This window comes from Gracilibacillus sp. Marseille-QA3620, assembly GCF_054950035.1.
Genome location: NZ_CM143102.1, coordinates 1,779,487 through 1,792,869 on the forward strand (window position 1 = coordinate 1,779,487; position 13,383 = coordinate 1,792,869).

The following is a 13,383-nucleotide window of genomic DNA, read 5'->3' on the forward strand; positions in this document are numbered from 1 at the left end:
GTAGTTGTTCTACTCTAATCGTACTATATCCGTTCTTCTATTTCGATGACAAGTTTTTGCCTAACCTTCAATACGAAAGTCTTTCCAGTGATATTTTGAAACCAATGCTCTGTTTGAACGTATAGATAGTATGATAAAATAGCCTTAGAAAGGGGTGACTCTGATGTTTTATGTTATCCTTCTCGGTTTGGTCGGAGCTACGACGGCCGTATTGCTTCAGGACGCTAAATCGGGTGAGCCGAAGCAGGACCGAATCGCGAATGTCATGAAAAAACTAGTGAAAAAGAGTGAAAAAGATCAATTTGTGTGTACGCAGCTTGATGACCGGTATGCGCATTATGTATATGAGTCCGGACCAAATGCGATTAATGTGCTGGCAGGTCCTGATTATATAACAATCAGCGCCCAAAGGCAGAAAACCCATCAGCCTTTGCTGGATGTCCGTTTTGACACGAGAACACGTCTATTTACGGAGAAAACCATTTCTGAAAGCATCGTGAAAAATGCAAAAGACCGGGAGCATATTGAACAGTTCCTGAAATGGGCCATTGTTAACTTCCAGCCGGAGAAAGCGACAAAGGTTTATTTAGACAATAATGACTTTACCTCCTTGATTGATGAGCTGGAAGAAGCGAGAAAGGCGAATCGCCTAACATCGCCAATCGATCATGCCTTTACCCAAATCATTCCCGGACTAGCCTATCTGCTTGAGCATTTTGATGAGATTGCGGATGTTGACTATCAATATCAAGTGAAAGAAACGATTATCAGGGATCTTCGCAAGCTCTTGGATGATTTCGCTGAGCTTGAGCGGAAGCAGCAGGAGAAATTCGAGCACGATACGTTAAATCGCCTGATCACGGTTCAAGAGCGGATTACCCAGATTCGCCGGCATATTGATACATCGAGAGAATTTGATTTGAAGAAGACGTTATCAACCATTGATGAACGATATGATCAATAATCTAGAATCAGAGGAGTAGAAGGAATGAGTGAACAAACACGAGATATGGATGAATTAGTGATTGAATCCGTCATCAAGCCAGAGGATATGGCAAAGCTGAATGATGAAGCGAATGATGTCGTCCAAAAGATTAATGATACCGATTCTTCTCAGGTGGACGCCATTCTTGAGCAGCTGAATAATTTCGGCGGCAATGAACAGCGCCTTGCCGGGGAATCCTTAAACAGCCTTCGCCGTCCGGTGAAGGATATGATGGATAATGATGACAGCCACGGGATTCCGGATAATTTACTCAAGCTTCGTGAAGCGGTGAATGAATTAAACCCGAATTCGTTGGAGGCAAAGGGCTTAGCAAAGATTATGCCAAAGTTCATGCGCAGGAAGTCCACGGATAAATATGTGGCGAAATATCAATCCGTCGAAAAGAACATTGACGAGATTGTCCAATCCCTGCTTCGCGGACGCGATATGCTCCAAGAAGACAACGCGGAGCTTGAAGTCATCAAAAAGGATGTCCATGACAAGATCTATTTGCTTGAGAAGCAAATCTTCATGGGCAAGAACCTCTTCCAAATGATAGAGGATAAACGGAACGAGCCTGATTGGCAAGGAAAGACACAAATTGTCAATGAAGCACAGGAGAAAATCATTGTCCGGACGAAAAACATGAGCTCAATGGTGAACGTGCTTCAGCAATCACTTGCTTCCGTTGATATCATCAAGAAGAACAACGACAAGCTGAAGGAAGCCATCCGCAATGCGATTGATACGACCAAGAACTTGGCGCCGGTCACATCAGCGATTCATTTGGCCCTTCAAAACCAACAAAAAATCATCACAGCCATCAATGATGTGAATGAGGCAACCGAAAACATGATCATGGCCAATGCGCAAATGCTCAAGGACAATACGGAGAAGACAACGAAACTGCTCGAGAACCCATCCGTCTCCTTGGAAAAGCTGCAAAAGGCCTACCAAGATATTTACTCGGCGATTGAAACACAAGAGGCTTCCAGCCGAAGAATCATTTCAAGCAGCAAGGAATTTGTCGCAAAGCTCGATGACATGAACAGAGAAATGCGTACCAAGCTGCTTAACCAATAAGGGGGCACAGCTCCATGAAATATGTCAAATACTCACTAATGCTGCTAGGGTGTTATTTCACCCTCATCTTTATCGGCACGATTCCTGTCATGTTCTATAAGAACTGGGCTATGTTTATGGCCTCCTACAGCATCATGGTGCTAAGCATCACCATTTTGATGCTCGGCCTGTTCTTCCTGAACATCAAGGAAAGCCATCAACTAAAGTTGCGGATGTTTGTTATACACACATTCGCTTACCTGCTGTTCCATTTCAACTTTTATGATTATGCCCATTACAGCTCACTTGTGTTCATCTATCCGATTGCCACAATCGCGACACTAGTGGCCTATAATAAGCATTTTCAAAAGCATAACGGCAATGTGAAGAAGATTTATTATTAGAAGGAAAACGTATTCGAATTTTGGTTCGGATACGTTTTTTATTTGGGGTTGGTCAGGTTATTGCGCAGAATGTTCGTTACAGTAAATGGTATAATTAGGTTGATTGTGTAAAAAACAGACATTGTGGGGGATGGTTTTGGGAATAAAATGGACGAATCTAGGAGTCTATCTACTAAATAAACTAGCAGCTCTTGGTTCACTGCTAGTGTTTATGTGTTTATATCTCCTATTGGCAAGCGGGTTTGATTTATATGATTTTACAGAATACCTGTCAGATTTAACATTATGGGGGCTGATAGGCGGATATGCTTTAATCGTGACAATGCTGATTGATTTCGTGACCTATAAGTGGATAAGGGTCACATTCCAAACAAGTATTCTTTTGCATGCTTTAGCGGGATTCATCGTTTTTTTGCCTGTCTACGGAATGAATATCTTTTCAGTGATTGCTGGAAGTATCGGGGCATTATGTGCCTGTATCTATGCTTTTAGCTACGCTATTATTAGAAAAAGACGTATTGGATGGGTTCTGCTTCTCATGTTTCCTTTGCTGCTATCGATAAGATTAATCGATTTTACGATAAAGGAAGGCTGGACCGAAGAAAGGACGAATTCATCATTTTCAGCGGAGTTTGAGCGTTTCAATGGAAGAAATGAGATTCCCATTTCATTAAAAAAGAGTGAAGAAATAACGTGTTATTTATCTATTGAGCAAAGCAATGAAGGAGGACATGGGTTTCATGTTTTGGACCCTAAAGGGAAGGCTGTAGGGATGGAAATGATAGAAGAACAAGCGGATACATATGAGGAATATACGAACATTCAATCAGATGTCTTTCAATTCCAGGCAGAATCAGAAGGTACATATCGATTAATTGTCAGAGGGCATGATTTGGAAGGGAAAATAGAGGTCAATTGGGAAATTGATTAACGTCAACCCATAAAAGGATTTTGTTAAAGGTGGATAGAGTCTGGTGGAAATTCTTACTTTTGGCTGCATAGAAGAGAATAAGGAATACATAAGAAGACCAGCCGTTTACGGCATCGTTTTTAATGAACAGAAGGATCAAATCGCCATCATTCAAACAGGTGATGGGAACTGTTTTCTTCCTGGAGGAGGAATCGAATATAAGGAAACGCATGAGGAGTGTATGAAAAGGGAAGCGTTAGAGGAAATGGGGATGGCGATTGAGTTGGGTCCGTTTTTAGGCTGTGCTCAAAGATACTTCTATTCGACCAATGAGTATAAGTACTATCTGAGTGAAGGATTTTTTTATATAGGTGAATTAGGTAAGCGAGTATGTGAACCTACAGAAGAGGATAACTTCCTCATATGGGTTAACCCAGTTGATGCGATTGATCATTTGTTTCATGAACATCAAGCTTGGGCGGTTAAGGAAGCATTAAAAACTTTTGGATGTTGAAGGAGACGGACATTGTACTTGAAGGGTGAGTATAGATGGGAGAGGCGCTCGACGAACGAATACGGTTAGTAAGTATCTCTATCAATCATGGTCGAAATGGCGTGAAGAAAATCAGGCAGAGGGGGCAATGCGGAGTGACAGCATTGATGGTAAATAAATAATTAGGAGGAGACATAAAGAAAACGTATCTAAATGATGGATGGCATTATGATAACTTTATTGATGGAAAGCGGCATGATTTCACCGCTTCTCCATTTTATAGAAGAGATTGTTTATACGGATATCCCTTTAACAAGATTAGCAGTGTTTATGGATACGAATGAAAGGCAGTCTATTTAATTCAAACAAAGCTTTTTAAGGAATGGTATGGCTATATAAGGAGATGGCGATGGATAAGAGAATTGAAGATTTAATTGAATTAACCAAAGGCAAGTATGGCTTAGATCGCTACTATTTACATAATTGGGATCTTTACCGCAGCATAACCATTTTTAATAAAACGGAATATATACTGAGTATGGAATGGTTTCCTAATCATTTGAAGGAGTGGAATGATGAGGACTATAGCCCAAAGGGGACAGCAAGCATTGAAATAGACATTCATTCAAAAAAGACCCGCAGCGTCATTTTTGTTGGGGGAGTATCCTATGCGGAGAAGATAAGGTTTGATGTAAATGAGAAGAAAGAAATCATTCGGTGGATGGAGAAGGAAACAGGCTTGAACTATGGAGAGCAATTTGAAATCTGGAAGGAGGAAGAGCGAGAGATTCATTTCAAGGAATATATAAATGGCTTTGACGTATCTCCTTCAGGCTATATGGAATGTCATTTTGACGAAGAAGGGAGACTTACGTTCTTTTCTGTTATAGGCGAGTTTCATTCGGAGAATCTCGTGCATGAAGAAACCTATACCCTTACACTTGAGCAGGTTGAGAGTTTGGCTCGTGAACAATTGAGGTTAATCGAACTCCCGAATATGGAGGAAGATAGGATTGTTCCAGCCTATCTCATCGAAGAAATATGGATAAAAAATGATGGTTTGCACACCTTGCCTTTTGAAGGATTAGAGAAATCTCGATGGGAGATGAATACAGTCATAGAGTGGAATCAAACTATCTCACCCCCTTTTCAAAGAAAAAAGATCACGCTGACTGAGGGGGTCACACCAGACCAAGCATTCCAATGCGAACCACACCCTGGTTTGGATTCCATCACGGATGAAGAAAGACAAAAATGTATGGCTGCTATACGTGAATTTCTAAGCCAAGAGTATGCAAAGGATTCTGGGAAATGGATAGTAAAATCGCTGTACCGAGATAATGGCTATATTCAGGCAGCCATTCATTTAGTAGAACAGAAAGAGCGTGTGTTTAAAAGAAAACTAAAGGTATTCATTGACCGGAATACCTATAAAGCAGTGAATTACCTCGATAATAAATGGTTATTTCATGAGTATATGGATTTAAGAGAGTCAGAGGAAATAAAGATTACATATGAGCAAGCATTTGAGAAAATCAAACCCTTCCTAGAGCTGACTCCCTGTTATGTTTATGATGTCGAGCAAGGCGGCTATATCTTATGTGGCAAATTGGATTGTCATTATGAAGTAAATGCCCATACAGGGAATGTAAAGCCAATAGATTAGCAGATAGACAACCGTATTCGAATTTCGTTTGGATACGGTTTTTCATTTGGGAATGGGTGTAAGACTGCGTATTAAAAACAATCAACGTTTGTGAAATAAAGAGCAAAGGGTAGAAGGATAGTATAGACATGGGGCATCTTGTGGAAGGATTTGAAGGGAGGCGATACAGATGGTACAGATTAAAAAGGCAGGTTTGTTAACCCTTTCTGCAAGCTTAATACTGACTGGCTGTATGGCTAGTGCAAAGGATGATCATGAAGAAGGTGATAAGCAGCAGCATAAACAGGATTACATTGATATGCGGGACGTGGAAAGGGAAGTCGCTGAAATGCAGCCGAAATTGATTGCAAAGGCTTATGAGGAAAAATGGGAGCAGGAAGCGAAGGAACAGGCAGAAAAAGAAGCAAAGGCAAAGGCTGAGGCTGAAGAGAAGGAAAAAGCAGCAAAGGTTGAGGCTGAAGAAAAGGAGAAAGCGGCACAGGCTGAGGAAGAAGAAGAGCAGGAACAAAGCGAACAAGAAGCGAACGATCCGGCTTCTATGACACCTGTTGAAAAAGCACAGTGGGAAAATGCCTCATTTGCAGATGTGCATGAACGGGCAAACTATTTGCAGGCACACCCAAATCACTTTAATAATATCGTTTCAGATGCAGACAACAAAGCTTATCTAAATGCACTTGATGACCGTTTGGAAACAAGCGGTGAAATGCAAATGGAGTTTATATTGAACGGACAATAGATTGATTCAAAGGGGGAGCTTTCCCCCCTTTTTCTTAGGCTGTTTTCGTAAACATTTAATCTTATATTCTTCTATTTCATTTGCCAGGGATACCATTTGGCTCTCCAATTCCGAAAGGTGTCCTTGGTAATGAAATAGGATGTCTATATACATATTAAGATTGATGAGATGGCTTTGATACATCACCTTTTGAAAAGGATTTTAAGAAGCTGAATGGATTAATTTCCTTGCTTTTTCTCTTGCCCACTGAAGAGAACGAGTTGGACAATGGCCTTTTATTCGTTCTGTTAGGTCCTCTTCATCCGTCTCTAGAATCTTCTCCGATGTTGGATATTCCTTTAATATCGATAAAGATACTTTCGAAAAAAGATCTCCAAATACTTTTCGGAAATCAGGAAAAATCTGGTCTAAAATCGTATGAAATTGCAATTTTGCTTCTACATACATATTCGTCACGATTTCCTGTTGTCTAGATAGATTACGAAGGTTCAACAGCTGAATTCCCCTCATTTTATAAGGTTCAAAATCCTCTTTGTAATAAAGGGTACATAACTGATAGGCATCAAAGGCATCTGTTTTTACCTTTCTTAAACTTGATTTCTTCGCTTGATGAGAAATGATTGGATTCAACAGGATATAAAGCACATCATTTTCATCTAAGCATTGAATAATAGGAGTATGATAATGTCCCGTTGATTCTAATATGACCACTGGCATCTTACCTGTCATTGATTTAATTTCTCCTAAGAAACTTACAAGCCCATCTAATTCTTCACGATTATGCTTGATTGAAAAACTCTTTCCATAAGGCTTTCCTTTATCTAAAAAAGCCTGTACTTCACTTACTTCTTTAGCTACGTCTATACTCACAACTGGGTTCATTCTTTCTCCTCCTCTTGCGTATTCACCAGTAACCCCTATACCTCCAAGTAGTATTATATCTTCGCTTGTTATACGAGGTCGAAGTCCCAACCAGCCTCAAACATATTTCTACAAGTAGGGGGGTGAATAGTTTAGCTGACGGGATAAATGTCCCACGCCCCCGTATGTTCTACCCTGGCTACTGATAGATTAAATCCATATAAAAAAAGTTCAACCAGAAAGTTCTGGCTGAACTATATAATACGAAACCCTTGTTAATTTAAGTGCAATATTTTACAATATTGAATCCTTGGATAAATTTCTATGCTACCAACCAGAACCTACGACTAAAAATGTTTTATTCGTACCATTAAAAAGGCAAAATTTTAATAAAATTCCAGAATTAATAATAGCTCCTAGACAACCTAATCTGAATAAACACTTTCACAAGTATTAGCTGCTGGTTCATAAAAACAATGATTTTTATATTGACCACTAAAAGGTTGATCGTACCACGTTGGAGGACAGGGAGCATATGGATTAAAATACCAAAGGGCATATTTCGCTGGTTGATCTCTCCAATAATCCAAATTCTGTTTTGCTAACCTTTTTTCTTGAGGCCTCGCCCTTTGGTAAAATAGATTTCCTTTTTGAACAGCTTCAAAAGAATAATTTCCTCCTTGTACTTGATAAACGACTTGTTCAATCGTTCTTACATCCTTAAAGTCTAAACAATTCGCTACAGCACGATTAACCACTACATTGCCAACATATAACATCCCTTGTTGACCTTCACCCTCGGCTTCTGCCCTCATTAACCTCGCCATTAAATCAACATCTGATTCTCGGTATTGAACTCTTGGCATTTTTTCACCCCAAATATATAGTATGAAAAAAAGCCTACATTGATGTCATTGTTTATAAAAAAACGCTTAGTTTTTAATGCTTACAATACCTTTATTCAACTATCCTGCTCTGTTGTTGAAGAAGCTAACCCTATTTAGTCGTTTTTATTTAGAAGCAACAATCTATACGAAAACAGCCTTTTCTTAAGAGCTATAATGCCAACTCTTGAGCCATGCATCATTTCTTGAATAGATTATAGACAAATGGAATCGACATAATTATCATAAAAGATATATCCAATATTAGGGAAAAGGAGGCTGGTTTTATCGTCATACTAAAAAAAACAGCTGGTTTAATCCTCGAGTTGCTTATTTCGATTTTTGTGATCATTTGTGTCAGTGCCTTGCCTACACTCTTCAGAGGCATTTCCTTTAACTTTAAGGAGTTTTTAATGACCATTAAAAATGTCTTTCTCTCATTATTACACCCACAAGATATTACGTATGGATGGACTGTAGAAAAGTCCCTTTTTCCACAAATCTTTCTTCATTACAAGGAAACGATCCTGTTAATTATGACATCTATTCTGATTTCAACGATTCTCTCATTTTTATTCACTTATCTAATTCTATTGGTTTTTCAGAAAGTAAAGCGAAAGATTATGTGGTTCTTAACGATTATTGAGTCTCTGCCTGACATATTTTATATCATCGTATTTCAATTCTTGACGATTGTTATTTACAAGCAGACGGATAGGTTACTATTTAATGTCGCTTCAGCTGGGGAGGACCGGGCATTCTTTCTGCCGATTCTATGTCTTAGCCTTCCTTTAATCTTATTATTGACGAAATTCCTCATCCAGCAATTTGAAAGAGAAGGAGAAAAATTATATGTAGAATACGCTGTATCTAAAGGAATGACTCCACTGTATATCTTCAATGTACATATATGGAAGAATGTCTTATTCAGTTTATATCACTATTCAAAAACAGCGATTTGGTTTGTGATATCCAATTTAATTATTTTGGAGTTTATGTTTAATATGACCGGGATTATTTATTTTGTGTTAAGAAATTCAACACCTGAAATTTTTGTAATTGGAATCCTGATGATTTATTTACCGATCTTCCTTTTTTATCGTATTTGTGAATGGCTGCTTCCAGCAATCATTAGGGGGGAAGCCATTGATTAAACGGTTAGGGAAGAATAAGACATTTATGATTGGATTCTCCTTTATCTCTACTTTAATGGTACTGAGTGTGGCTAATTCACTATTCAATGACGGTAATATCCGGACCGTGCCTCTTTATATGGACGATCAAGCCAATATCGTGGATGCGCCTCCATATAAGCCGTTCACGCATTGGTTTATTGCTGGTTCGGATAATGGCGGCAGGGATTGGCTGCACATGGTTATTCATGGAGCAAAATTTACGATAGGGGTCGCTTTTGCCATTGCCTTCTTACGGGTTCTCTTTTCATTGATTATAGGATCGATTTTGGGAGTATATTTCCAAAAATATATCCGTTGGTTTGAGAAGCTGGCTGATCCTATTACTGTCATCCCGTTAACATTAGTTGCCTATTACGTTTTATTTGACGTCATTATCTTTGATGCAACGAGCTCCGAGTATTCCTTTAAAGAACGAGCCTTTTTTCAAATAGCCATATTAACCGGTTATGCTGTTCCGACATTAGCCATTTTTCAAGCTAATGAAATCAAAAAGCTACATCATGAAGAGTTTATGGAAGCGGCCAATGTCTTAGGCGGCAGCAAGCTTTATAAATTAAAGGTACATATTCTGCCGCACTTAAAAGAAAATCTTATTATTATTCTGATGCAGCAATACATCCAAGTACTCGTTGTATTAGCCCATCTAGGGGTGTTGGGCATTTTCTTTGGAGGCTCGCTAATAGTAGGTGAGGAATTGCATTCTGTTTCTAATGAATGGTCAGGCTTAATCGGGAATACGTACGATCTTATGATCTTCTATCCTTGGCTTCCGCTTACACCGACACTTTTTCTCGGTTTAACGATTCTCTCCGCACAAATGATGCTAAGCGGTATGAAAGAAGTCATAGCTAAACAGCCTATAAAAAGAGGGCCTGTTCCAAGAACACAGTATGTTAAGAAGAGAAATTCGAAATTAAGTAGTTGAAAAGGCAGCAGACAAAGAGTATCAGATTCAATTTTACTAGTATGTATGACGATAAAAGCTTCAACCCAATGGGAGGAGGCGAGAATCATCGAAATCTTTATGGGTATTTTAATTGGTGTTTTATAATGGCGATAGGATTCTAGTTCTGAAGTAAAAAAGCTCTCTTCTTAGTGAATATTGTCCTCTGGAATGGCGTTTCAGGAAGTGAAAAGTGGTTATCTCGAAGCCTAGGCAGCCTTTTATTGGCGGCTGGATTGATGGAGATTTTATTGCCTTTCTTCCTGTGAAAATAACTATTATCGGCTGGGCATAGATCTTTGGAAGGATTCATGTCTTATTTGGTGAATTTAGAATAGAGGGTTATGAGTGTCTGGATTTAGTTTTTCATATTAGTTATGGATGGACTGGGACTGGTAAGACCGAGGTGTATCGCTTCCTCATTCTTTGGAATCCATATTTCACGTTATTAATCATAGAAGACGAATCAGAAGAGCGGTTTTGGAGGGAGAACAGATGAACATGTTTATTGACAAGCTTACCGCTGAAAGGGCTGACGATATTCTTTCCTGGAAATATGAGAAGCCGTATGATTTTTATAATAATAAACGGTCAGAGGAAGGGATGAGGGAGCTGATTGGCGGCTCGTACTATGCCATTGTGGATGATTGTCAACAATTAATGGGTTACTTTTGCACCGGTGCAAGTGCTCAAGTTCCGATTGGCCATCAATATGGTGTCTATGAGGAAGGTTTGGTGGATATGGGATTAGGAATGAACCCATGCCTTACTGGGAAGGGAATGGGATATGCGTTTTGCTCCTTTATCCTGAGATTTTTAGAGGAGAAACACGAAGATGTTCCAATCCGCTTAACCGTCGCGACGTTCAACAAGCGAGCCATTCATTTATATGGAAAGCTCGGGTTTATTCGGGAGGATGAATTTAGCAGTGACCGAGCGGATTTTATGACAATGGTAAAAAGATGATGGAGGCTGCTTGTATCGTATTTTTGGGAGGTATATAGACATTTTTCACACAGGTTTTACCGTTCATTCTTTGGTGATTGTCTATCTCTTTCGAACAACGATAGAAAATGAGCCAAACAGAGTGTCAGCTAAGACCATACAGAAAATTGTAGTTGAAGATTTCAAATAAATGGTTATAATAGAAACAATATATAATTAATGTCAATGATAAAGAGAGTAGTTATTTGTGAATCGAAGCGAGCCGGGGGTGGTGCGAGCCTGGCGTGAAGCAAATAATGAACCGCACTTTAGAGATGCTTCCCTGAAAGAGGAGTAGGGGCAGCCGGGGCGACACCTCGTTAACAATTTTCAAGTGGTTTTTACATCGGTAAAAACAAGCAGAGTGGTACCGCGGGAATCCAGAGGATCCCCGTCTCTTTTTCATAAGGAGACGGGGGTCCTTTTTATTTTGAGGAGGGAATGGATGAATGAATGTGAAAAATGACTTTGTTGATTGTCTTCATCAAGCGATAGGCGAACATATGGATAAGTCCGCAATAGAAGGGATGATTGAAGCACCCAAATTTGAGGAGATGGGCGATTTGGCCTTCCCTTGTTTTGGTCTCGCCAAAGCTCTCCGACAATCTCCTCAACGGATAGCAGAAGAGATTGTCAGTCAACTGGATGCTTCCCTGTTTAAAAAGGCTGAGGCAGTAAGCGGGTATGTGAACGTATTCCTTGACCAGCAGAACGTGTCTGCATTCGTCCTTAAGAAAATCCTCTCAGAGAAACATCATTATGGAGATTCGCAGTTGGGGAGTAATCAAGTTATCACCATTGATTTCTCTTCACCGAATATCGCAAAGCCATTCTCGATGGGCCATATCCGTTCAACGGTCATCGGAAATGCCTTGGCGCATATCGCCGAAAAATGCGGATACAAAACAATTCGGATTAATCATTTAGGAGATTGGGGCACCCAATTTGGCAAGCTGATTGTGGCCTATAAAAAGTGGGGCAATGAGCAGGCAGTGAGAAACGAGCCATTAAAGGAATTATTGGAGCTTTATGTTCAATTCCACGAGGAAGCAGAAAAGGCTCCTTCCTTAATGGATGAAGCCCGGGTTTGGTTTAAAAAGTTAGAGGAGGCTGACGAGGAAGCCCTCCAATTATGGAAATGGTTTCGGGAAGAGTCGTTGAAGGAGTTCTCAAAGATGTATGCGCTCATGGGTGTGGAATTTGATTCTTATGATGGAGAGGCATTCTTTAATGACAAGATGGAAAGGGTCGTTCAAATTCTTAGGGAAAAGAATTTGTTAGAGGAATCTGACGGTGCCCAAGTCGTGATGCTGGAGGATTTACCCCCATGCCTAATCAAGAAAAGGGATGGGACAACGCTCTATGCTACCCGGGATTTAGCTGCTGCAATATACCGGCAGGAAACGTATCATTTCGCCAAATCCCTCTATGTAGTCGGAAACGAACAAGCTCTCCATTTTAAGCAATTACTCAAGGTGCTAGAGAAGATGGGGTACAAATGGCAGGAAGGCATAAAGCATGTACCGTTTGGCATGATCTTGAAGGATGGAAGAAAGATGTCGACCAGGAAAGGCAGAATTGTCTTGCTGGAGGATGTACTGAATGATGCCTATACATTAGCCTTGAAGGAGATTCAGAAGAAGAATCCCCATCTTGCGTCCAAAGAGACGGTGGCGCGACAGGTAGGAACAGGTGCCGTCATTTTTCATGATTTAAAGAACTACCGCCTCAATGACATTCATTTTTCTCTTGAAGACATGCTACGGTTCGAAGGTGAAACCGGTCCCTATGTGCAATACACCTATGCACGTGCCGCGTCCCTTCTGCGAAAAGGAGGTTTCACAGTAAATCAAGAAGCGATTCACATGGAGGATTTAGAGGCATGGCCTATTACAAAGATGTTAGCAGCGTTTCCGGAGGTTCCTATAAGGGCAATGGAAGATTGTGATCCCTCTCTAGTGGCCAAATATGTGATTGAGCTTGCCAGAGCCTTCAATAAATACTACGCATCCGTTCGTATATTAGATGATGATCAACAGAAGCAGGCAAGGCTTTCACTCGTTTTCGCTGTTACCGTGGTTTTGAAAGAGGGGCTGCGTTTATTAGGACTGGAAGCACCGGAGGAAATGTAAAAAAATATTGATTATTCAAATGATGATGTGATACATTATATGAAATCCAAAGAGGTGAGTAGGTATGTGCCAAAATCAGAAGAATAGCTTGTACTCACAACTACATCATCATATGAAGTAGCCT

The 13,383-nt window shown here is 40.0% G+C and carries 14 protein-coding genes, 1 pseudogene and 1 other annotated feature; of the genes and pseudogenes, 13 read left to right on the plus strand and 2 right to left on the minus strand.

The genetic code is table 11. The features are described 5' to 3' along the window. Window positions 1-163 precede the first annotated feature (163 nt). The 9 genes from ACY8DX_RS09030 to ACY8DX_RS09070 all read left to right on the plus strand — a co-directional run bounded on the left by ACY8DX_RS09030 (window position 164) and on the right by ACY8DX_RS09070 (window position 6,259). The gene (locus ACY8DX_RS09030) at window positions 164-964 is read left to right on the plus strand and encodes a hypothetical protein (protein WP_049671176.1); all 801 of its coding nucleotides are present in this window, start codon (window positions 164-166) and stop codon (window positions 962-964) included. Window positions 965-988: 24 nt separating this feature from the next. Beyond that, the gene (locus tag ACY8DX_RS09035) at window positions 989-2,068 is read left to right on the plus strand and encodes a toxic anion resistance protein (protein WP_049671175.1); all 1,080 of its coding nucleotides are present in this window, start codon (window positions 989-991) and stop codon (window positions 2,066-2,068) included. A gap of 14 nt (window positions 2,069-2,082) precedes the next feature. Further along, window positions 2,083-2,451 (plus strand): hypothetical protein, encoded by a 369-nt coding sequence (locus ACY8DX_RS09040; RefSeq protein WP_049671174.1) that lies wholly within the window; start codon window positions 2,083-2,085, stop codon window positions 2,449-2,451. 136 nt (window positions 2,452-2,587) lie between these two features. Continuing rightward, window positions 2,588-3,382, plus strand: a complete 795-nt coding sequence (locus ACY8DX_RS09045) for a hypothetical protein (RefSeq protein WP_462406615.1) — start codon at window positions 2,588-2,590, stop codon at window positions 3,380-3,382. Window positions 3,383-3,425: 43 nt separating this feature from the next. Beyond that, window positions 3,426-3,875 (plus strand): NUDIX hydrolase, encoded by a 450-nt coding sequence (locus ACY8DX_RS09050; RefSeq protein WP_331456709.1) that lies wholly within the window; start codon window positions 3,426-3,428, stop codon window positions 3,873-3,875. Between the two features lie 25 nt (window positions 3,876-3,900). Then, window positions 3,901-4,032 (plus strand): hypothetical protein, encoded by a 132-nt coding sequence (locus ACY8DX_RS09055; RefSeq protein WP_462406616.1) that lies wholly within the window; start codon window positions 3,901-3,903, stop codon window positions 4,030-4,032. A gap of 16 nt (window positions 4,033-4,048) precedes the next feature. Then, complete coding sequence (locus ACY8DX_RS09060; protein WP_442853818.1) at window positions 4,049-4,198, plus strand: hypothetical protein; 150 nt, start codon at window positions 4,049-4,051, stop codon at window positions 4,196-4,198. A gap of 65 nt (window positions 4,199-4,263) precedes the next feature. Beyond that, window positions 4,264-5,520 carry a hypothetical protein gene (locus tag ACY8DX_RS09065; RefSeq protein WP_462406617.1) on the plus strand — a complete coding sequence of 419 codons (1,257 nt, stop codon included), beginning with the start codon at window positions 4,264-4,266 and terminating at the stop codon, window positions 5,518-5,520. Between the two features lie 169 nt (window positions 5,521-5,689). Continuing rightward, a complete protein-coding gene (locus ACY8DX_RS09070; RefSeq protein ID WP_462406618.1) occupies window positions 5,690-6,259 on the plus strand; it encodes a hypothetical protein in 570 nt (189 codons plus the stop codon). Between the two features lie 57 nt (window positions 6,260-6,316). Here the strand turns inward: ACY8DX_RS09070 and ACY8DX_RS09075 are convergent. Together ACY8DX_RS09075 and ACY8DX_RS09080 are read right to left on the minus strand one after the other, a co-directional pair. Next, window positions 6,317-7,141 (minus strand): annotated as a pseudogene (locus ACY8DX_RS09075) (IS110 family transposase); the annotation flags it as partial. A 404-nt stretch (window positions 7,142-7,545) separates the two neighbouring features. Continuing rightward, window positions 7,546-7,986 carry a cell wall hydrolase gene (locus tag ACY8DX_RS09080; RefSeq protein ID WP_462406619.1) on the minus strand — a complete coding sequence of 147 codons (441 nt, stop codon included), beginning with the start codon at window positions 7,984-7,986 and terminating at the stop codon, window positions 7,546-7,548. A gap of 431 nt (window positions 7,987-8,417) precedes the next feature. Between ACY8DX_RS09080 and ACY8DX_RS09085 the strand changes: the two genes are divergently transcribed. The 4 genes from ACY8DX_RS09085 (at window position 8,418) to argS (ending at window position 13,259) form a co-directional block, all read left to right on the plus strand. Beyond that, complete coding sequence (locus tag ACY8DX_RS09085; RefSeq protein WP_462406620.1) at window positions 8,418-9,158, plus strand: ABC transporter permease subunit; 741 nt, start codon at window positions 8,418-8,420, stop codon at window positions 9,156-9,158. Continuing rightward, complete coding sequence (locus ACY8DX_RS09090; protein WP_462406621.1) at window positions 9,151-10,125, plus strand: peptide ABC transporter permease; 975 nt, start codon at window positions 9,151-9,153, stop codon at window positions 10,123-10,125. The genes ACY8DX_RS09085 and ACY8DX_RS09090 overlap by 8 nt, the downstream gene beginning before the upstream one ends. Before the next feature lie 513 nt (window positions 10,126-10,638). Beyond that, complete coding sequence (locus tag ACY8DX_RS09095; protein WP_462406622.1) at window positions 10,639-11,109, plus strand: GNAT family N-acetyltransferase; 471 nt, start codon at window positions 10,639-10,641, stop codon at window positions 11,107-11,109. Between the two features lie 195 nt (window positions 11,110-11,304). Beyond that, window positions 11,305-11,529 (plus strand) — a binding site (T-box leader). A 47-nt stretch (window positions 11,530-11,576) separates the two neighbouring features. Beyond that, entirely contained in the window at window positions 11,577-13,259 is a 1,683-nt protein-coding gene (gene argS / locus ACY8DX_RS09100) for an arginine--tRNA ligase (protein WP_462406623.1), read from the plus strand. Window positions 13,260-13,383 lie beyond the last annotated feature (124 nt).

Excerpts from the sequence above, each read along its gene's own strand:
- ACY8DX_RS09030 (WP_049671176.1), top strand. The coding sequence starts at position 164 with ATGTTTTATGTTATCCTTCTCGGTTTGGTCGGAGCTACGACGGCCGTA.
- ACY8DX_RS09035 (WP_049671175.1), top strand. The coding sequence starts at position 989 with ATGAGTGAACAAACACGAGATATGGATGAATTAGTGATTGAATCCGTC.
- ACY8DX_RS09040 (WP_049671174.1), top strand. The coding sequence starts at position 2,083 with ATGAAATATGTCAAATACTCACTAATGCTGCTAGGGTGTTATTTCACC.
- ACY8DX_RS09065 (WP_462406617.1), top strand. The coding sequence starts at position 4,264 with ATGGATAAGAGAATTGAAGATTTAATTGAATTAACCAAAGGCAAGTAT.
- ACY8DX_RS09070 (WP_462406618.1), top strand. The coding sequence starts at position 5,690 with ATGGTACAGATTAAAAAGGCAGGTTTGTTAACCCTTTCTGCAAGCTTA.
- ACY8DX_RS09080 (WP_462406619.1), bottom strand. The coding sequence starts at position 7,986 with ATGCCAAGAGTTCAATACCGAGAATCAGATGTTGATTTAATGGCGAGG.
- ACY8DX_RS09085 (WP_462406620.1), top strand. The coding sequence starts at position 8,418 with ATGACCATTAAAAATGTCTTTCTCTCATTATTACACCCACAAGATATT.
- ACY8DX_RS09095 (WP_462406622.1), top strand. The coding sequence starts at position 10,639 with ATGAACATGTTTATTGACAAGCTTACCGCTGAAAGGGCTGACGATATT.
- argS (WP_462406623.1), top strand. The coding sequence starts at position 11,577 with ATGAATGTGAAAAATGACTTTGTTGATTGTCTTCATCAAGCGATAGGC.